This window comes from Paracoccus shanxieyensis (assembly GCF_009711265.1).
Classification (GTDB): Bacteria; Pseudomonadota; Alphaproteobacteria; order Rhodobacterales; family Rhodobacteraceae; genus Paracoccus; species Paracoccus shanxieyensis.
Genome location: NZ_WMII01000003.1, coordinates 1 through 19,455, shown reverse-complemented (window position 1 = coordinate 19,455; position 19,455 = coordinate 1). Strand labels below are relative to the sequence as shown.

Genomic DNA, 19,455 nt, shown 5'->3' with positions numbered 1-19,455 from the left:
CTCAAGGCAGTATGTTCCCCATTTGTTCCGGTTTAAGCCGTGAGTCAATCGCCGCCGGGGATTTGTGATCCGTGCCATCCGGGCCCATATCGGCAGGAATGCCGTGGCCGGAGGAGGCAAGCCGATGTGCAACCTGTATAATCTGACCACGAACCAGCAGGCGATCCGCGACATTGCCGGGGCCATGTCCGACAGTGTCGGCAATCTTGAGCCCTCGCTCGATGTCTATCCCGACCGCCCGGCGCCGGTTCTGCGCAACACCGGCCGCGGTCGCGAGCTGGCGCGGCTCACCTGGGGCATGCCGACGCCGCCGCAATTTCTGAAGACGCCGGATGCGCCGGACAGTGGCGTGACGAACATCCGCAACACCGCCAGCCCGCATTGGCGGCGCTGGCTGGGGGTCGCGCATCGTTGCGTGGTGCCGGCGACGGCCTTCTCGGAATACGGCCAGCGGCCCGACCCGGTGACCGGGCGCAAGCCCTTGCACTGGTTCGCGCTGGACCGGACGCGGCCGCTGTTCTTCTTTGCCGGGATCTGGACGGGTTGGCACGGCACCCGGGGCTCAGCGAGGACGCCCCGGACCGGCGATCACCAGCTCTTCGCCTTCCTGACATGTGCGCCGAACAGCGTGGTCGGGCGGATCCATCCCAAGGCCATGCCGGTGATCCTGACCTCGGCGACCGAGATCGACACCTGGCTGAGCGCCGACTGGTCCGAAGCCCGCCACCTGCAGCGCCCGCTGGAGGATGACGAGCTGATCGAGGTGGAGTGATGACGGGGCGGTTGGCGCGGGCGGGCGGACTACGTGGCTGCGGTCAGGTCCAGCCATTGCACGAGGGCGCGACGGATCATCTCGGGCCGGGTGGGCAGATCGGGCTCAATGCGGCGGCGATCGTCGATGGCTTCGATCAGCTCGCGGGGGAGGCGAAGTGTAAGCGCTTCTGTGTCTTTTTTTGGCGGAGCCATAGCAATATTGCCATTATGATGTTGACATTGTAATGGCAATATTCCATATTAGACGAGCCGAGACAAGGGTTGCAGCCCTCTCCTCGGCCCTAATCAGGTCAACCTTGTTGGAGATCGACCATGACTGTTTACCAATCTATTCATTCTGCTGGCGTTCTGGAAGCCTTTGCTCCCGGTTTCACGCATACATCGGTGACGCGGCGCTTTGGCGTGATGCAGCGGGCGCTCGGGGCGTGGATCGAGGCCGAGCGGGATCTGGAGCATTCCGGCAGCTGGGATCCGGCCTGCGATCACTGGCTGCGCGATGCCGAGGCCGCGCGGGCGGCGGTCGGGGCGGCGCTGGATGCGCTCTGCGACACGCCGGCCGAGCGGCTGGAGGACCGGCCGCTGTTGCGGATTGCGCGCATCACCCGGGCGCTGAGCCTCAGCGAGGATGGCGCGGAATTCGCGCAGCTTTACGCGCGCGTGGCGGCGCCCGGGGCGCTGCTGCGCTGCCCGGGACGGCATCCGCTGGCGCGGCGGGTGAACCTGATGCTGGCCGAGGCGCGGCGCGCGCTGGCAGAGCTGGCCGCCTTGCCCGACCACGCGGTGGTGATCGAGGGCGAGTGCGTCGAGATGATGCCTGGGGATGTTCCGGTCGCCGAGACCGGTTTCACTGAGGCTTCCGACACGTATCCGCAAGCGATGCAGGCTGCGCCCGGCGCGTAGCGTCCGACCTTCGGCAGCCTGAATCCGCGCGGTCCGAACCAAGGCTCAGTCCATCTGGTTATGGTCAGCGGACGACGGCACGGGCTTTCCCACCCCAGCCATGTCGCACCGTCGCAAGCCCTTCAGCACGCAAACCCTTCCCAGGTTTCCCGCCCCGGGCTGCGCCTCGCCGCAGCCCCGCGCGCCCACGCATCCCGCTGCACGGGAGGATCCTTCATGCCCACGCTCAACCACACACCCGCTTTCCCCGGCCCGGTCCATGCGCATTGGCGCGCCGTGGCGGCGGCCAAGGGCTTTGACCTCATCGCCCGCATCCACGACCGCTTTCATCTGCAGCTGCGCTGCCGACACTGCAGCGGCGCCTTCACCACCAAACTGTTCACGCTGATGCGGCACCAGCCGCTGTGCCCGCATTGCTTGGCGGCGCGGCGCAGTGCGGTCGCCGTAGCGGCGGGCGTCAGCTTCCTCGGCCCGGATCCGGACCGGCGCGGCTATGGCCGGTTCCGCGCGCCCTGCGGGCATGTCCTGACGCGCCAGTTCGAGCTGATCGACCGCGTCGCCAAGGGCCAGACCGGGCTGCGCTGCGAGACCTGCCACGCAGAGCGTGAGGCCAGCGAGGCGCGGCGCTTTGGCTGGGAACGGCTCGGGCATTGCCCCTCAGGGCAGCCGAACTACCGGCTCTATCGCCATCATTGCGGACATGTGCAGCGGATTGCGCAGGCCAATATGCTCTGGGGCCAATGCGATTGCGCCGGCTGCGGGCGGGGCTGGAATGCGAAGCCGAGCTTCCTTTATCTCTTCCGCATCTTCCTGCCCGCGACGACGGATTGTCCCGCCCGACAATATCTCAAGCTCGGCTACAGCGCGCATCCGGTCAAGCGCCACCGCCATCAGCTGGGCCTGCCGCGTGACGCGCAGGTCGAGGTGCTGCGCGTGCTGGCCATGGCGTCGGGCCATCTTGCCTGCAGGGCGGAACAGGCCGCGCATCGCCGCCTGATCCGCGCCCATCCCGAGGCCGTGGTGCCCGCCGCCGAACTCGCAGGCGCGATGAATGTGGTGCGCGAGATCTATCGCCCGGGCCTGCTTCCGGTGCTCGAGGCCGAACTCGACCGCATTGCGGCAGAGTTGGACGCAAAGTCAGGCTGCATGTAGCCACGGTCTTCATCGCAACAGCCCGCAAGCTGTCGATCGCGTCAAATTCCCCGCCTGCGATTGTGCCCCAACCATCCTCCGCACCGCCCGTTTGCGGCGCGGCCCATCCTTCCATGCCGAGGCACCACCCATGACCCAGCATCAACCCGCCCCGAAGAAACCCGCCAAATCCGGCCAACCCGGCTGGAGCTATCTCGCCCATAAACTCCTGCAGCGTCTGCAGGATCACGAGGATCTGCCGGACCCTGACGCGGGTGCCACCGACGATGACCCCGCCCGCATGTCAGACCCGAGGCCACCGGCGCTGACCAGCCACACCTTGCTGACGGGCCTGCGCCTTGCGGCCAGCTTCGGCAGCCAGGCCGCCGTCAATGCCGCGATCACGCCAAACGCCATCACGCTCCTGCGCGGGGTCACCGCTGAAGACTGGCCCGCGCTGCACTACATCCTGCCCTGCCTCTTGCCCGCTATCTGGCAGATCCGCGAACAAAAGCCCCTGGACAGCTTTCCGATCCGGCGCCTGCCGCCGCGCTGCCTGCGCCTGATCCCCATCGGCAGCGGCGATCGCCCCACCGATCTGGCGCGCCTGCTGATGGTGGGCTTTGACAGCGCCGCGCCTTTGCTGATCGTGCTGGCCGGCGGCGCGCTGCCCGAGCCGCGGCTGCAGGACCGCATGCAGGTGATCGACTTCGCCCCCGTCGACGCGCAGATCCTGCAGGCGCTGCTGGCCCGCACCCATCCGCCGGCCAGGCCCGGCGACAGCGCCGCGCTGCAGATGGCGATGAACGGCTTTCACCCCGGCATGGCCGATCTGCTGATCGCCCTGCGCGGCGCCACGGTGGCCGAGGTCGCGCACAATCTCGCCGCCCTGCGCGCGACGCGCGAGCGGGCTCCCGATGACCCGCCGCATCTTGACGACATTGGCGGCGACAGCCCGGCGCTGAGTGCCGCCCGCGCCATGGTCGCCGATCTGCAGCTCTGGCGCGCGGGCACGCTTGGCTGGCATGATCTGACCCGGACGGTGCTCTTTCACGGCCCGCCCGGCACCGGCAAAAGCTGGCTGGCGCAGGCCATGGCGCGATCTGCGGGCTTTGCCGCCATCCCGGCCAGTTTCGGCGAATGGCAGGCCGCAGGTCATCTCGGCGATATGCTGAAGGCCATGCGCGCCAGCTTTGCCGAGGCCCGCCGCCGCGCCCCCGCCATGCTGATCCTCGACGAGCTCGACGCTGTCGGCACCCGCGCGGATCGCGGCCCGCACCAGAATTACCGCGTCATGGTGGTGAACGCCTTCCTGGCGCTGATGGACGACATCGCGCGCGACGAGGGCGTGGTCGTGGTCGCGACCTGCAACCACCCCGATCTGATCGATCCGGCGGTGCTGCGCCCGGGCCGCTTTGACCTGCGCCTGACCGTGCCGCTGCCCGATGCCGCCACGCTGGCGGGCGTGCTGCGCCGCCATCTGAACCTGCCCGAGCCCGAGATCCGCGATCTGGCGCAGCGCGCCGTCGGCCACAGCATGGCCGATCTGGACGCCGCGCTGCGGGGCCTGCGTGGAGAGGCCCGCCGCGCCGGGCGCCCGCTGACGTCCGATGACCTGCGCGCGGCTTTCGGCGCCGACGACGATCCCGCGATGACGCGGCGCATCGCCATCCATGAATGCGGCCACGCGCTGGTGACGGCCGCCCTCGGCCATGGCCAGATCCAGCACATTGCGCTGAAGCGCACCGGCGGCCAGACCCGCATCCGCCGCGCCCCGCGCGCCGGCCTGATCGCCGATCACAGCGATCTGCTGGCCGAACTCATGGCCGGCCGCGCCGCCGAGCGGCTGGTCTATGGCACGGTCACCTCGGGCGCTGGCGGCCCCGACGACTCCGATCTGGCTCTGGCGACCCGTGTCGCGCTGGCCATCGAGACCCGCTTCGGCCTCGGCGCCGAGGGCCCGCTCTGGCTCGGCGAGACCACCGACTGGCTGCACGACAAGGCCATACGCCACCGCCTGCGCGCCCGCATCGAGGCCGCCGAGGCGCAGGCGCTGGCGATCCTGACCCCGCACCGCACCCTGCTCGAGGACATGGCCCAAACCCTCGCCACCCGCCGCGAACTCTCCGGACAAGAGGCAGAAGAGTGGCTCGAGAAGGTCAGGACGGGTGAGGAAGTGGTCGCAACGCACGCGCCGGAGAGCGGGCCGTCGCCAGTCGCGGCTTCTCAGCCTCCGGCCTGCCAAACAGGCTGAGAAGCGCCACGCGACAACCAGTCCGGACCGATCAAAGCACCAAAGCACTTCTCTTCTTCCACATCATCCCTTCCAGCAACGGCGAGGTGCCCCATGCCCAAACCGCGGCCCCAAACCCCGCGCCAGATCTTCAACACCGCCCTCGCCGACTGGCAGCGCGCCTGGACCACCCACGCCCGTCACGACCGCCACGCCGCCACCGCAGGCTACGCCACGGCAACCGGCCAAGCCCACCTCGCCGCCATGACCAACCTCGCCACCCGCATCGCCGCCATCGAAGCCCAAATCGCCGAGACCCCGGCAAACAGCTGCGCCGAGCTGCAGATCAAGATCACAATCCTCTCCGTCGACGGCCAGATCAGAGAAGAGTTCCAGAGGAAGGTGCTCGATGATCTTATGCGGGTTACCGTTAACGCGTTCGGGTAAAGCGAAGGCTCACTAGACGCGTTCCAACTCAAGGCATTTAAGCGATAAGCCCCAAAGCCGCTACCCGAACTGGACGGGCGACTTACAGCTGCAGCATCGACGCACGCCCGTAAAGGCTTCGCGTGGCGTGGACGTCACGTGTAGCGTTTCGGAAGCCATAGTTAAACAGGCTTATCGGGAACTTAGCCACGATGTCGACGATAGCCGGTCCTGCCGCGGGAGCGATATGAATGCCTTGCCAGACCTCTACATCACAGAAAGGGAAATCCGCGGCGGGCGGGTCATGCAGAGCAGCTGAAATGCCGCGAAGAGCAAAAGATGAAATAGGTTCTATGCGATTGACCTGAGCGACCTTAGCGTCTCAGTTGAAAGGGAATAGATTCTCGGGGCGGCTATGGCGGAACGATTTCATATTGCAGAGTGGTATGGTAAGCCCTTTATGGACATTTTGCCGCTGGATCGCGTTCGCCTGGCCCAGCACAAGGTCGGGTCTCACACGATGAAGAAGGTCGATGTGAACCGTCTCATCGCACTCCAAGAGAAGGCCGCACTCGGGGTCCTGTCTGAGCGAGAAATGAGCCGCCTCGACATCCTGACAGCCCTGATGGACCGGCAACAGGATGGCGAACAGCCATGCCCGTTCCGAACGGACGTCATGCATCCGACATGCACGAAGCCTGGTGGCGTCTGTTCCCTTCGGCTATATACCGACGATGACGGGCCATTCCGACCTTTAGAGGGCGCTCGCGGGATGATCCGCGCCCTGTGCCCATACCGATTTCATCAAGATAACGCCGCCTTCAGGCATATCGGTGAGCGCCTGCTGGGTGACCCCGCCCCGACTCAGGCTGGCGAGGTTGGCTTCTTGGAATCGACAGGCAACCTAGACAGCGTCGCTGGGGAGGATGTCGGTCGCATCGACATGATTCTTGTCGCCGATAACCTCCCTCCGGGCGGCGACATGAAATGGTGTGCCGTCGAAATCCAAGCCGTCTATTTTTCAGGCCGTGAAATGGCAATTGAGTTCCGTGACATCCAGGAACATCAAGGAGTCGCGGCTATGCCTGTCGAAGGTCGGCGCCCAGACTATAGAAGCAGTGGACCGAAGCGGCTGATGCCTCAGCTGCAGATCAAGGTCCCTACGCTCCGGCGCTGGGGAAAAAAGATGGCAATCTTGGTCGATATGGCGTTTTTTATGTCGATGGGCCAGATGAAGCGGGTCGAACACCTGTCAAACTGCGATGTCGTTTGGTTCCTTGCCGACTTCCGCCGGCAACCCGGCGACGACCTGTATCGTTTAGAGATCGTGGACGAATTTGGCACCACCCTAGAGAGCGCCATTGAGGGTCTCACCGGGGGGGAAGCGGTCTCGTTGGAAGAGTTCGAGGCCCGGATACGCGGAAAAATCTTGCCATAAATCGTTGCATGATTCATGGTTTGGTGATAGAGCCTCACTAAAAACAAAACAAGAACAAATGGCGGATAGGCGGATAAGATGACCTTGACAGCGATAGATCTCTTCTGCGGCGCAGGCGGCCTGTCTGCCGGACTTGAGATGGCTGGCTTCAAGGTTCTGGCCGGGGTCGATCTCTTCGAGGCGGCTGGAAAAACCTTCGAAAAGACGCACAAACATGCGAAATTCATCGGAGAACCTATCGAAGACGTGACCATCGAACGTCTGATGAAGGACACCGGTCTGAAGAGGGGTGAGCTTACCGTTCTGGCTGGCGGACCACCGTGCCAAGCCTACTCGGTCTACAACCACCAGCGGGGCATGCATGACAAACGTGCAACACTGTTCAAGGAATACCTCCGGATCGTTAAGGGCTTGGAGCCCGATTGGATCGTGATGGAAAACGTCATGGGTATCTACTCCATTGGCGGTGGAGAAGCCGTCAAGGCGATCAAGGCTGAGCTAGCCGCGCTCGGATACGAGGTCAAGGAACAGGTCCTCAAAGCCGAAGAGTATGGCGTGCCTCAAGAGCGTCGTCGGGTGGTCTTCATAGGCAATCGGATCGGTTCCCCCATCCGCCATCCAGCACCTACCCACGGCGCAGGCCTTCAACCTTTCACGACGATCAAAGAGGCGATCGGTGACCTGCCTGCGCTGGAGAACGGCGAGGACGGCGGGACCGCGAAATATACCAAGGCCGCGAAAGGCGCGTTCCAAGAGTTTGTCCGTGGCGGCCAGAAGACGGTCGAGAACCATGGCGCGCCCCGGCTGGGCAAGGTCAATGTCGAGCGCCTGCAGCATATCCCGCCGGGCGGCAGCTGGCGGGACATCCCCCATGACCTGCTTCCTGCAGGCATGAAGCGCGCGAAGCGGTCCGATCATACCAAACGGTATGGCCGGATGACTTGGGATGGGCTGTCCTGCACGGTGCTGACCAAGTGCGACATCCATTGGGGTGCCTATATCCACCCTGAGCAAGACCGGGCCGTTTCGGTGCGTGAAGCTGCGCGCCTTCAGGCCTTCCCAGACTGGTTCGAATTTCAAGGCTCCAAGACAGACCAATATGTGCAGGTCGGGAACGCGGTGCCTCCGCTTCTGGGGCGTGCCATCGGACGCACCATCCGCGAGCTAATCGAGGAGAGAACCGCCGCGCCGATCGCTGCGGAGTGACCACTCTGCATTTTTGAATCTCGCTCATGGTCCGGCTTTGCCCGGCCTTTTGCTTCGCTATGCGAACAGGACTCGGTGGGACGGACCGTTGCTGGGACCAGCGGACTTGAGGACAAGAAATCTGTAAAAAGGCTTTGATCTCGTTATCGATGACGAGATGGCAGAGATGTCAAAGATCCCACGAGCAACTTATGAATGTGGGCTCTGTCGTGTGCGTATCGTCCGGCTTGCTACAAGCCGATTCGGGTGTCATACAACGCTGACAACCGTGTTTTTCACCGACCGGCTGCCCGTTAAAAAGCCTATTTCTCGCTGTCTTTGGTCATTTTCTCCGGCCCCTACCGCCGGAGCCAAACTCAGCTAGCATATTGGTTTTGTTTGGATAAAAGCACCCTGCGTGCTGCGTTGCATGTGTGGGTCATACATCTGACCCAAACTTGTGATGCCTGACGCTGGCGAAATCGGCTCCTCCAACGGGGGAAGACGATGACGATTCAGATCCACACGTTCCGGCGCGGTGCCATTTATACTTGGCGCAAACGGCTGCCGGCAAAACTGGGCGGCGGCGTCCTGCAATTGAGCCTGCGCACTTCGGACCCCTTGATTGGCCGGCGGATTGCCGCAATCTTGGGTGGAGAAAGCTGCGGGGTGATTGACGCCATGGTCCATCAGGGGCTGAGCAAGGAAGACGCCCGCCGGCTGCTGGGGGCGGTCATCGCCCGCGAACACCAGAAGATCCAGAACCGTCGCCTGGCTGCGGCCGAAGCCGGGCATGAGCGAAGCTGGCAGCAGGCGAAGTCTTATGACTGGGCAGTTGGCAAGGCCCTGACCTTGCTTGCAGAGCGTGGCGCCTCGGCCTGCCCGCTGACCGACCAGGACCGCGACTCGATGCGAGACGAGGGTCGCACCGAGGCCGAGATTGCCGCCGTGCAGACGGTGCTGGAGCAGGAAGCCCGGACCTATGCCGAGGATCCGCGCCAGGGGCTCAACACGCGCTCGCTGCGGCTGATGCGCGAAGAGCTGAAGAGGCAGGAGTTCTCGCCTCTGGAACTGCTGCACGGGCGCCAGATCTATTATCGGGGCCGTGGGGCGGCGCTGCTCGACATGAGCGCCGAGCAGGCCGTGACAGAGCAAGCCAGCGATCTGGCGGCGGAGCTTGCCCGAGCGCAGGTTTGCAGCGATCCTCCTGTCGCTATCGAGGCTGCGGCCCGTGCCGAGGCGACACCCTCGGCTCCTTCCGTCGCAACGGCACCCGTTGCACGGGCTTCGCTCAATACAGGGGCGGCCCATGCTGTGCCATGCGAGCAGCCCGCCTATGATCCGCAGTTGACCGCACTGGTCGCGCGGCTGATGGACCAGAAACGCCGGCAAGGCATGTCCGGCGGCATGATCCTGCAAATGACTCGTGTCTTTGCCCTGTTCGTCGAAGCGACGGGGGTCGAGGACGTGCGGGCCTTGCGCCAGGAGCATATCGCGAAATTCGTCGACACACTGCAGCTGCTTCCTGTGCATTACGGAAAATCGCCGAAGGATCGCGGCAAACCCCTGCGCGTCATCCTGGAAAACGCGCGCGGCCAGCCAGTCGGGCTGTCGGCTACCACCATCAATCGCAACCTCGACTACATCGGCCAGCTCCTGATCAAGGGACGCAGCGAGGGTTTCCGGGGCCTGGGTGATCTTGACCCGAACAGCCTGAGGCAGCGCAAGACCAAGCGCGACCGGGACGACCGTCCGCCCTTCACCGCTGAGGATGTGCAGGCGATCTTTCGTCATCCCGTCTGGCACGGCTTTCAGAGCACGGGAAGATGGCAACAGCCGGGCAATATGCTGACCAAGGACGGGTTTTATTGGCTGCCCCTGATCGCCGCGCTGAGCGGTGCGCGCCGCGGCGAGATCGCCGGGCTGAAGGCCGCGGAGATCGGAACGGTCGAAGGCATCCCCTGCATGACGCTTCATATCAACCGCAACCGCGGCCTCAAGAACCTGACCTCGGCGCGGGTCCTGCCGCTGCACCCAGAGCTGCTCGAGCTGGGCTTGGTGGACCATGCCGAAAGCCGTCTGGCCAAGGGCGGGCGAGACGCCGACCTGTTCCCCGACATGCGTCCCAAAACGCTGCCGTCGGTGGAGGACGCTGCGGATGACGACGAAGGCGGCAAGTTCGGGGACAAGATCAATTACCGCTTCAACAAGCTCGTCGATCGGCAAGTTACGGCGAATCGGGCCAAGAAGACCTTTCACTCGTTCCGTCATTATGTCGCCACCCAACTGGGCCGTCTGACCGATGTGCCCGACCAGGTGCGCAAGGACATCCTTGGCCACGCCGGCAGTTCGATCACCGAGGAGCGCTATACGGAAACATCGCCTCTTGCCGCAAAGCTGGCCGCCCTGGAGCGCCTGCCGCGCCTGCCCTTGTGATGGAGATGCCATGATCATCGAATTGACCCCGGACGAGGTGGAAGAGGTCCGGTATCGAATCGGCAGCGGCTCGATGCGCGAGGGTGAATATGTCCTGATGCTCAGAGGGACCGCATCGTCGGTGGCGAGCGTATTACCCCCGGCACCCCGCTGGCGCTGCTGCTGCCCCCCATGCAGGATTCCTATCCTGACTGCGAAGCGGTGGTGGCCGAACTGACTGCGAACCGCTTCGAGATCAAGGCCAGGTATTGAAGCCGGCCAGCCCTCGCCTCATCAGCGCGGTGCGGCTGAGAGGTCATCCGGTTCGTCCAAGTCATGGATCACCTGCCCGGACCCATCGAGCCGGATCACCTCGGATCCGCAGTCCGCACGCAACCAGGCCTTGGATCCAGCGCGACGGCCCCCTGGTGAATCTAATAGCAGACGGAGTTGAGGACCTGTCGCCTCTACAGTGCATCCCCGGCTGTTCGTTGCTCCTCGCAGCACCGAGCTGGAGCCAGGCCTATCGGAAGCGGTCCGTAGAATTCTCAGCAAAGAACTCGCCGCCGCGAGACCGATGGCCTTTTTCCGCATTGCACCGCGCGATGGCCAAATCAAGCCTATACCGTGACGATGATGCGCATTCTCTGCGCCATCACCCTGATGATGATCACAGCATTCTCCGCCTAGCATTACAGTTGCACGTTTCTTCGAAGGTGTGCCTGCCTTGCTGCGGCTTGATGAGCCCTTCGCCACATCGACCAAGCGATAATATAAGCCGGTTCAATCTGACGTTGGGCCAGCCGATTGGCGATGCGTCGGATCTCCTGAATTGACCAGCGGATCAGCTTGGGTTCCTTGGCAGCCTGCGCATCGTTTTTTTGGGCGGTTCGACATTTGCGTGATGGCGAATGGTAGCCATCATGGCGAAGGCCAGCATGACCAGCGATACATGGCGGTGCCACCCGTGCCAGGAACGGGTCTCGTTGTGATCGAGGCCGAGTTCATTCTTTGCGGTCTCGAAGCTGTCCTCGATTGCCCAGCGATGTCCTTCGACACGCACCAGTGTTTCCATGCCCGTGCCCTCCGGACACCATGTGGTGAAGAACGCCAACTCGCCATCGGAGATATTGCGTCGGATCAGCAGGCCCCGGGTCCATACGCCGCTGAGATCAGCATTGAATTCGCCAGCATCGAGATCGGCGAGATCAAGGTAGGCCCAGTCGTGAAGCCGCTCGCCCTTGGTGCCCGCGCCGGCCGAAAGACGCTGCCAAGCCTCGGGCGGCAAGTCTTCCGCGATGCTCCCGGCCGTCCCGCTGACGGCATAGGCTTTCCCCCAGGAATTGAAGGCGTGCTTGGAACTGACACCCAGGACATAGCCTTTTCCAGCGCGGCGCAGTGCTATTTCGATATCGCCAACGCCATAGACGCTGTCGGCGGCCACCCAGGAAAATGGAACCTTGGTCGAGAGCACGCGCTCGATCATGCTGCGGGCGATGGCAGGTTTAGTGGCGAACTCCACCGCCTCGGGCACATGGGCCCGGCTTCGTCTGACCGGGGCTTCAGCCCATGCTTTCGGCAGATAGAGGGCCCGATCGATAAAAGCATGTCCGTGCTGCGAGACGTAGCTGGCGAAGACGCCGATCTGGCAATTGGTGATCTTTCCTGCCGACCCCGTATATTGGCGCGCGACCCCACAGGAGGCGTGGCCCTGCTTCAAAAAACCGGTTTCATCGATCACCCGCACCGCCTCGGGATCAGCCAGCGTTTCCACGGCGTAGTCCCGCACAATATAGCGCAGCGCGTCGGCATCCCAATGGCCACGACCCAATATCGCCTGCTGACGCCAGGGGCCCGGATCTCCAGCCGCTTCGGCCCGCATCCAACCCGTCTTGCGCCGTTCCTCACCCAACAAGCCGTCGAGAAACTGACCGGCCGATGCCGCAACCCGTTCCTGCGTAAACAGCGGCCGAATTCGAGCCTTTACTTCACGGAGTGAGGAAGCCCAAAGCTCCAGCGTCTCTTCGACCGACAACCCCGCCATCCATGATCCCTAACTTAGTCATGGTAGCGCATTGATTCAGAGCGGAGAAAAGAATGCAACTGTAATGCTAGCCTGCCCAGCGACCCCTCGGCGCTGACGTCGCGCACCCTGCTGATAGCTGCGCCTGGCCGCGAGCCTCGGCGAGCAGGCCATCGTCATCGCCGCGCTGCGTCGCGGCGTGCTGACCCTGCTGAACGGGATCCCGGCCCAAGTCCCCCTGCTGCGCCATGCTCTGCCCGCTCTGCTGCCGCCCCCGTGCCCGGCGGATCCTTGAATTGAAGCCGGACGACGGCGTCCGCTGAAGCACCCCAGCGCCAGCACGCTCACCCGATCATGGTCGCTGTGTCAGCAAGTTGTGGGATCACAGCAAAAGACGTCCACCATTGTGATCAAAAGGACGTGATCTTTCCAGCCGGCGCCGAGAGGCCGTCAGGCACGATTTTTGTTGCCTCAGATGAAAAACCCGTGTCGCGCCGAGCAATTCACCGTCAGCCGCGCCATCACTTCAAGCTAGACGCATGAGATAACAGTGAGATAGCGCCAACCATGCAAGGTGCGCTCTGCTTTCGATCCACTGCCGCAGCAGGCCACCCGAACCACAATACCTAACGAAACGAGCGTAGAGGCATCAAAATGGACGAGCAGAACGTCGGCGCCTTTGAGAGCGCCCTACCAAAGTGCCTCGCACGGATCACTGCCGAGGCGCGGATCACCGGCGTCTCGGCCCCACACCCTGGGCCATACCTTTGCCGCGACGGCTGCAACGCTCGGCTATTGCGAACTCACCATTACGGGCCTGCTGGGCCATTCAGCCGGCAGCGTCACCGCCAGGTTTGCCCAGTCGCTGACATCGCCCTTGAGTCCGCTGCGGCCGCACAGCCACCGCTGTGGCTGCGGCTCTTGCGGGGCGCGCGGCCCCCTCGACACCATAAAAGAGACGCGGTGATGATCGGCATCCACAATCCAGCGGCCACGGTGTCAGCGGGAAGCTGTTCTGACCCCGCTATGGGACCGTCGGCGGCTTCTTTCATGCGAGGATGGCCTCCTTCGATCATGCCGTTGTTCGCTGCTGGCAGGGCACGGTCCGGGCGCCAGGCAGCTGCCCTTTTGCGGCACCAACGCGTCAAATCCTGCACCGCTTCAGCTGGTCGTTTGAACCGTCAAAATACACGGGAATCACTTTTGCCTCACACTGATATCAAGACTCCGCAAACCCATAGAAATCCTATCTGCGACGCGTGCGGGAACGGAGAATAAATCCGATGGCCCGCCTGAGAAAGCTGACCGAAGACCAAACCAAAACGCGCCAGATTTCCGTCTACGACGAGGACTGGGCGCCCATCAAAAGGGCTGCAAAGCAGGCGGGGCTCACGATCTCACAGTTCCTGATCAGCAGCGTAAAGAACGCGCGGCAGCCTGCAAATCCTGTCCATCTGATCTGGATGGCCGAGGTGATGCAAGACGTAACCCGGGAACTCGCGCGTGTGGCGGACGGCCTGGCCAAATCTGAGGACGGCGAGCAGATCGCCTCGTCCGTGATCCTGGTCGCCATCGAGCGTCGCTTGGCAGCTGTGATGAAACAGGCGTCACGATGATCCTCGGGTGGTCGCCATATTCCGGCGCCGGCGAAGGGCCGCCCAAGGCCGCAGTCGACTACCTGCTGGGCGCCGCGGTGCAGAAGCGGATCGGCAGTGCTCCCGAGACACTTCGGCGGGATCCGCCCCCCGAACTGCTGATCGGCAACCCCACCCTGACACTGATGGTTTTAAACGCCCTGCGCACGAAGCATCGCTACTCGGTCGCCACCCTGTCGTTCGACGCAGGCGATATCGACGCCCAGGCGTTCAATGCGGGCGATCCCGTGTCACGTCGCCAGATCGGCCAAACCCTCAACCTGTTCTTCGAGAGCGCTTATTGCGGCATCCCACCCGCCGCACGGCTGCATCCGCTGGTCGGCACGCACACGCATACCGGTAGGCTGGAGGTCAATATCCTGATGCCCCGGGCAGTCTGGCGCGCAACGGCCTCCATCGCGTCGCACAACCCGCATCCACCGATGCAGATCCAGCAAAAGCTCTGGCATCATTATCTGGATACGATCAATGGCCGGTTCGGTTGGGCGGATCCGATGGCGCATGACAGGCGCCAGCTCATCAAGCTGCCGGACTGGCTGACCAAGATGCGACGCGAGGCCGAACGGCAGGGACTTTTGCTGCCGGCGACCGGGCCGGAACAGGTTGCTGCCTTGGCGAAGGAGCTTTGGGCGAAGGGCAATGTGCCCGACCGCGAGGCTTTGATCAACTTCATGGCACTTGGACTGGGTGAGCTTGGAGTCAGGGTTCATAAGGTCAATGACAAGTCGGTCAGCTTTGAGTCGATCAAGACCGGTGAACATTTCAGACTCGGCGGCTTGCTCTTCTCAAACGAGTTCTCGTTGGCAAACCCGGCAATGACAATGTCGGCCGAGGAACTCGCGCGATTGCGGCGGCGTGATCTGGAGACTGCCCCGGCCCGTCTCCTCGAGGCGCTGCGGCGACGTGCGCGGGGCAACTCCGAACGCTTCGGCTTTCAGACGTGCCCCGTTCCGGAGCCCCTCGAAACCCTGGCGCAACCCGGCCTCGAGTTGCCCCCCTGCCACCCCGCTACTACAGGAGATCGCCTTGTCAGATATGCTCAGCCCACTGGAGCTGCGGCTCACGCAGCAGTTCGAACAGAGCCTCGCGCGTCAGGAAACGCGGATCGAGGAGCTGGAAGCCCGCGTCCGGCTGCTCGAAACAGAACGGGCGGCGCTGACGACCATGCTCGACTGCTGGGCCATGCTGCAAAAGCCGCAGGCCTTTTCGCAGGGATAAGGCGGCACCTTTCCCAGATCCTTTCCGCCTGGCGTCGCCGACAAGCCAGTCTGTTGCTTGCAACGAGGTTGGCCGCCCAGGCGACAAGGCAATGGCATGAACTTGGCAATAGGCTGGAGACCCTGAATGAACCAATCGTCGCCCCCTTCGGAATGGCCCGAACTGCTGATCGAACTGCGCAAGCTGACCGCGCTGATCGCACCGCTTCGGGCATTGCTGGCGCAAGAGGAGACGCCGGGTCTCTCGGAACGGATCGACCGATTTGTGGCCGAAATCACCCGGGTGGGGGACCAGGTGGACCGGGCGGCCCTGGCGATGGAGGCCGAAAAACAGACACGCGATCTGACCAGGTGGATAGCTCAGGAGTTGATGGGGCAACGACGCGACATCACCACGATACAGCACGACCTGTCGCGAATTCTCCTGCTGCTGGACGAACCCCTGGACGGCCAGAGCCACTGACGCGCGCGCAGCTCATCTGTCTGGCATGGCAGATCGCCCGAGAAAACGAAATAGAGGTGCTGCGCCTGTCGTTCATGCGGAACGGGGATCAAGGGTGGCTTCGCATGGAGTCCAAGGGTCTGACGGTGTTGCTCGATCGACATGGACAGGTTGCGGAGGATGACGGCGATCACGACGAGTGGGACTTGGACCGGCCTTGAAGTGGTATCCGCCGGTAGCGGCGAGCAGAAACAGGCGGCGACTGCCAATGTCCGCCCCCGCATCACCGCCGGTACCCGCAGCATCCGGACGCGTGGACGAGAGGATCCCATTCCAGCGTCAGTGCCGCGGCGGAGGCCAAATGGGGTCCTGCCGTCGCAGAATTCGAGACGGACACCGCCGAGGAAGACCATTCAGCCCTCGGCACCGCATCGGAGAATCTGCCGGACCACCCCTGGGCGGCGCTGACCCGCGAGGTGCTGCCCGGCCTTTGCGCGGCTCCCCCTTTGCAGGCCCGGGTGCATTCCCGTCTCCGGCATTGCCCTCATCGCATCAGCAGAATGCAACGGTCTTCATTGAAGGGGTGTCCATTTCCTCAACGACAACCGATCTCGGACCAGCCGATGCCCGCCTATCGCACAGACCTCTGGTCCAGGCCCTGCTGCCCGCAGATCTCGGCGAGGGGCTTCTCCGGTCGTAACGGCAACCCCCTCATTTTGATATCTGAACATATGAAGGTTTAAATAGGTCTTCATATATCCATCCTCCTCGGCCCTCGCGGCACGCCCCGCCATCGCGGCATCGGCCATCGCCCGGCGCGGAACTTTCATGACGTGCGAAGGGGGGCGCCGATTGCCATGACCCCGCAGGCGAACCTCAGTCCAGTCCTGCCCTTCTCACGCACCCCTGGTGCGGCATGTTCGATTGAAGATTTGAAGGCATGTTCATTTCCTCATGCGCCGCTCCGACGCTTTCACCGCCAGAGCCATGCATAAGCCATCGTGGAACGCCCCCTGCCCCCGCGCCGGATCGAGCACGCTGCCGCTCAGGCCCGGGGCGAAATGCCCGATCACCGCGGCTGCCAGCTCCGGCGGCGTCATCACCAGGTCCCGAGCCGGCGCGTTGCGTGCCGGCACCAGGCCGCGCCCGACCGGTGCCACGCCGCGCAGCATCGGCCGCAGCCCCAGGATCTGCAGCGCCCGAGCCAGGGTCGCGACGCTGCCTGCGAGCCTGCGCTCCAGCGCGATCAGCGTCGGTCGACTGCAGCCGATCCGCCGTGCCAGTTCCGCCTGGCTGATTCCCCGCACCTTGCGCCGCCCCGCCAGGGCAGCCGCCGCATCCTCGCCATGTGGAACCCATCCCCAGCGCAGGCCCAGCACCCCCATGATCGCAACCAATGGGCCAAGCCCACCCTCGCCCCGTTCCAGCGCCCGCAACGTCGGCACGCTGATCCCCGTCGCCCGCGCGACGTTGCCCTGCGTCATGCCCCGCGCGCGGCGGGCTGCCAGAAGAGTGTCCATGTCAAGGATCGTTTGCATTCTGAGCGTCAGAAAGCAAAGGATGATTTACATTGGGGGGCCGCGCGATTTCCTCAGGAGACCGACAGTTTGGGCGGAGAGCGGTCGGTCGGGGCGCAAGGCCCCGCAGGCAGTCGAGGGCGGAAAGCGGACGGTCGCCGCGAGGGCCCGTAAGGCGCCGCGTAACAGCTCCCAGCCGAGCTTGCCGAATGCTGCAAGTACTGCGCCGGCGTGTGTTTCGATCACACGATCTCGCCGCAGGGACTTGAATACTTCAATTATTGTTGGCACGGCCCTAATCGAACGCGTAGGATAGATGGGACAACGGAGGCGAGATGGCGCGCGGCGAACTGATGAAGAAGCTCATAACGAGCTACGGTCGGGATGATAAGTTCCGCACCGTATTCGAGCAGATCATCGGCGAGGAAGAGCGCAAGGGCAATCGTGTGCTCGCAGGCTCCCTTCGCAAGTCTCTTGATCGCCTCGGTGAAGGTGCGATTCAAACGGCTCCCGCAGCTAAGCTCCTGCCCTTCCCAGATGAGGCCCGCGATTTCATCCAGCGGGTGGAGCCGCAGCGCACGCCGGCCGAGCTTCACCTCTCGCAGGAGAACACCGAACTCTTCGCCGGCATCATCCGCGAGTTCCGACAGGGAGACCGCCTACGCCGCCATGGTCTCGACGTGCGCTCTAAGCTGCTCTTCTGTGGCCCGCCAGGGACGGGGAAAACCATGTGCGCCGAGGTGTTCGCCGGCGAGTTGGGACTGCCATTCTTCGTCGTGCGCCTCGATAGCCTCGTGTCGTCCTATCTTGGTGAGACGGCGACCAACATTCGCAAAACTTTCGAGTTCGCCCGTCGTCAGCCTTGCGTCCTCTTCTTTGACGAGTTCGACGCGCTGGCGCGCTCGCGGGAGGAGGCGACCGAAACCGGTGAGTTACGCCGTGTGGTTAACAGTCTCCTGATGTTCATCGAGCAGATCGAGCCTGGCGGGTTTCTGATCGCGGCGACGAACCTCGCGGATCAGCTCGATCCAGCAATTTGGCGGAGATTTGACGAGGTGGTCTGGTTCGACCTACCCGACGCGCGGATGATCAAAGCCTATCTGCGCCACGCCTTCCGCAACGTGGAAGCATCCATCGATCCGACGCCCTATGTCGAGCGTCTGACAGGAAGTTCCTATGCGGAACTGGCCCGGATCACCCAACACGCGATCAAGCTGTCGATCCTTGATGGCAACACGGGTGTGACCGACGGCCATCTGCGCTCAGCTCTGCGCAATTCAGAGCGCCGGCGTGCGAGGACATACAAAGGTAGCGCGGGAGCCACTTCAGTATAGGAAGACGGGATGGCCCAGCTCGACCACCTGCAACTGATCCGTGCTCGAGTGCCGATCGCGCGGCGCAAGACCGGAGGTGGCGGCGCCCCACCCGGACGAGGCGGCGGTCACGGCGGCGCCCTCCAAGCGGAGACCCAGGCTGCGGTGGCGGAGCAGCAAGCCGCAAAGCCAGCCGCCTTCGTTGACCCCTCTCTACTCCTTCGCGTCCAAGTGGATGGGCATATCGCCGAGAGCGAGTGGGAGAGGCTCGGCCTCTCGGTCGTCTCCAGCGATGCGGATCGCACTGTCCTGCTCTTCTCCTCGACGGGTGATTTGACCGAGTTTGTGGACCGCCTCGGCAAGTATGATGCTCCACCCGCCAATCCTGGTCAGAAGAACCCGAACTACGCCGGCCTCGTGGGTCGGATCGATGGGATCGGCGGGCTCGCGCCGCGGGATCGGATCGGGCCGAAGATCAAGGCCGAGGGCTTCACTGAAGCCGAGGATCTTCAAGACGATGTTCGCTACGTCCTCGACATCGAACTCTGGGAATTCGGCAGTCGGCCCCGGCGCGAAGCCAAAGTGGCAGAAATCGAACAGTTCCTGATCGCCCAAGGCGGGGCCGTTTACGACACATATATTGGACCCTCCATCACCGTTGGACCTGTCGCGGTTTGGTGCCGCTCCTTTGATCACGTAATGTGCAGCAAAGGAGATGAACCATGGGCACAGGCAGGACGGATGAATTTCGCAGGGATGCGGTGCGTATCGCGCTGACCAGCGGGC

General features: G+C 63.6%; 17 protein-coding genes. 13 read left to right on the top strand and 4 right to left on the bottom strand.

What is annotated here, in order from left to right:
* Positions 1 to 124 precede the first annotated feature (124 nt).
* Entirely contained in the window at positions 125 to 772 is a 648-nt protein-coding gene (locus GL284_RS03665) for an SOS response-associated peptidase (protein ID WP_155043304.1), read from the top strand.
* 29 nt (positions 773 to 801) lie between these two features.
* On the opposite strand, the gene GL284_RS03660 is transcribed toward GL284_RS03665, so the two are convergent.
* Positions 802 to 966 (bottom strand): ribbon-helix-helix protein, CopG family, encoded by a 165-nt coding sequence (locus GL284_RS03660; protein ID WP_155043303.1) that lies wholly within the window; start codon positions 964 to 966, stop codon positions 802 to 804.
* Positions 967 to 1,086: 120 nt separating this feature from the next.
* Here GL284_RS03660 and GL284_RS03655 point away from each other — a divergent pair, with 120 nt between their 5' ends.
* The 7 genes from GL284_RS03655 to GL284_RS03625 all read left to right on the top strand — a co-directional run bounded on the left by GL284_RS03655 (position 1,087) and on the right by GL284_RS03625 (position 10,523).
* Positions 1,087 to 1,674 (top strand): hypothetical protein, encoded by a 588-nt coding sequence (locus tag GL284_RS03655; protein ID WP_155043302.1) that lies wholly within the window; start codon positions 1,087 to 1,089, stop codon positions 1,672 to 1,674.
* A 216-nt stretch (positions 1,675 to 1,890) separates the two neighbouring features.
* Positions 1,891 to 2,826, top strand: coding sequence for a hypothetical protein (locus tag GL284_RS21235; RefSeq protein ID WP_196216701.1), 936 nt, complete (start codon positions 1,891 to 1,893; stop codon positions 2,824 to 2,826).
* A gap of 130 nt (positions 2,827 to 2,956) precedes the next feature.
* Positions 2,957 to 5,059, top strand: coding sequence for an AAA family ATPase (locus tag GL284_RS03645; RefSeq protein ID WP_196216700.1), 2,103 nt, complete (start codon positions 2,957 to 2,959; stop codon positions 5,057 to 5,059).
* Positions 5,060 to 5,152: 93 nt separating this feature from the next.
* Complete coding sequence (locus GL284_RS03640) at positions 5,153 to 5,485, top strand: hypothetical protein (protein WP_155043300.1); 333 nt, start codon at positions 5,153 to 5,155, stop codon at positions 5,483 to 5,485.
* Positions 5,486 to 5,879: 394 nt separating this feature from the next.
* Entirely contained in the window at positions 5,880 to 6,902 is a 1,023-nt protein-coding gene (locus GL284_RS03635) for a NotI family restriction endonuclease (RefSeq protein WP_155043299.1), read from the top strand.
* 78 nt (positions 6,903 to 6,980) lie between these two features.
* Positions 6,981 to 8,108, top strand: coding sequence for a DNA cytosine methyltransferase (locus tag GL284_RS03630; RefSeq protein WP_155043298.1), 1,128 nt, complete (start codon positions 6,981 to 6,983; stop codon positions 8,106 to 8,108).
* 486 nt (positions 8,109 to 8,594) lie between these two features.
* Positions 8,595 to 10,523, top strand: a complete 1,929-nt coding sequence (locus GL284_RS03625; RefSeq protein WP_155043297.1) for a DUF6538 domain-containing protein — start codon at positions 8,595 to 8,597, stop codon at positions 10,521 to 10,523.
* Between the two features lie 823 nt (positions 10,524 to 11,346).
* Here GL284_RS03625 and GL284_RS03620 read toward each other — a convergent pair.
* The gene (locus GL284_RS03620) at positions 11,347 to 12,546 is read right to left on the bottom strand and encodes an IS701 family transposase (protein WP_150350684.1); all 1,200 of its coding nucleotides are present in this window, start codon (positions 12,544 to 12,546) and stop codon (positions 11,347 to 11,349) included.
* Between the two features lie 1,262 nt (positions 12,547 to 13,808).
* On the opposite strand from GL284_RS03620, the gene GL284_RS03615 reads away from it, so the two are divergent.
* Positions 13,809 to 14,141, top strand: a complete 333-nt coding sequence (locus GL284_RS03615) for a hypothetical protein (RefSeq protein WP_099649323.1) — start codon at positions 13,809 to 13,811, stop codon at positions 14,139 to 14,141.
* Positions 14,142 to 14,410: 269 nt separating this feature from the next.
* Here GL284_RS03615 and GL284_RS03610 read toward each other — a convergent pair whose 3' ends face one another.
* Entirely contained in the window at positions 14,411 to 14,941 is a 531-nt protein-coding gene (locus GL284_RS03610) for a hypothetical protein (protein ID WP_155043296.1), read from the bottom strand.
* A gap of 265 nt (positions 14,942 to 15,206) precedes the next feature.
* On the opposite strand from GL284_RS03610, the gene GL284_RS03605 reads away from it, so the two are divergent.
* Positions 15,207 to 15,398 carry a hypothetical protein gene (locus GL284_RS03605; RefSeq protein ID WP_150350681.1) on the top strand — a complete coding sequence of 64 codons (192 nt, stop codon included), beginning with the start codon at positions 15,207 to 15,209 and terminating at the stop codon, positions 15,396 to 15,398.
* A gap of 126 nt (positions 15,399 to 15,524) precedes the next feature.
* Positions 15,525 to 15,860, top strand: a complete 336-nt coding sequence (locus GL284_RS03600) for a hypothetical protein (RefSeq protein ID WP_150350680.1) — start codon at positions 15,525 to 15,527, stop codon at positions 15,858 to 15,860.
* Positions 15,861 to 16,783: 923 nt separating this feature from the next.
* Here the strand turns inward: GL284_RS03600 and GL284_RS03595 are convergent.
* Positions 16,784 to 17,359 carry a helix-turn-helix domain-containing protein gene (locus tag GL284_RS03595; protein ID WP_196216699.1) on the bottom strand — a complete coding sequence of 192 codons (576 nt, stop codon included), beginning with the start codon at positions 17,357 to 17,359 and terminating at the stop codon, positions 16,784 to 16,786.
* A gap of 332 nt (positions 17,360 to 17,691) precedes the next feature.
* Between GL284_RS03595 and GL284_RS03590 the strand changes: the two genes are divergently transcribed.
* Both GL284_RS03590 and GL284_RS03585 read left to right on the top strand, forming a co-directional pair.
* A complete protein-coding gene (locus tag GL284_RS03590) occupies positions 17,692 to 18,690 on the top strand; it encodes an AAA family ATPase (RefSeq protein ID WP_150350678.1) in 999 nt (332 codons plus the stop codon).
* Between the two features lie 9 nt (positions 18,691 to 18,699).
* A complete protein-coding gene (locus GL284_RS03585; RefSeq protein WP_155043294.1) occupies positions 18,700 to 19,446 on the top strand; it encodes a hypothetical protein in 747 nt (248 codons plus the stop codon).
* The last annotated feature ends 9 nt before the right edge of the window (positions 19,447 to 19,455 follow it).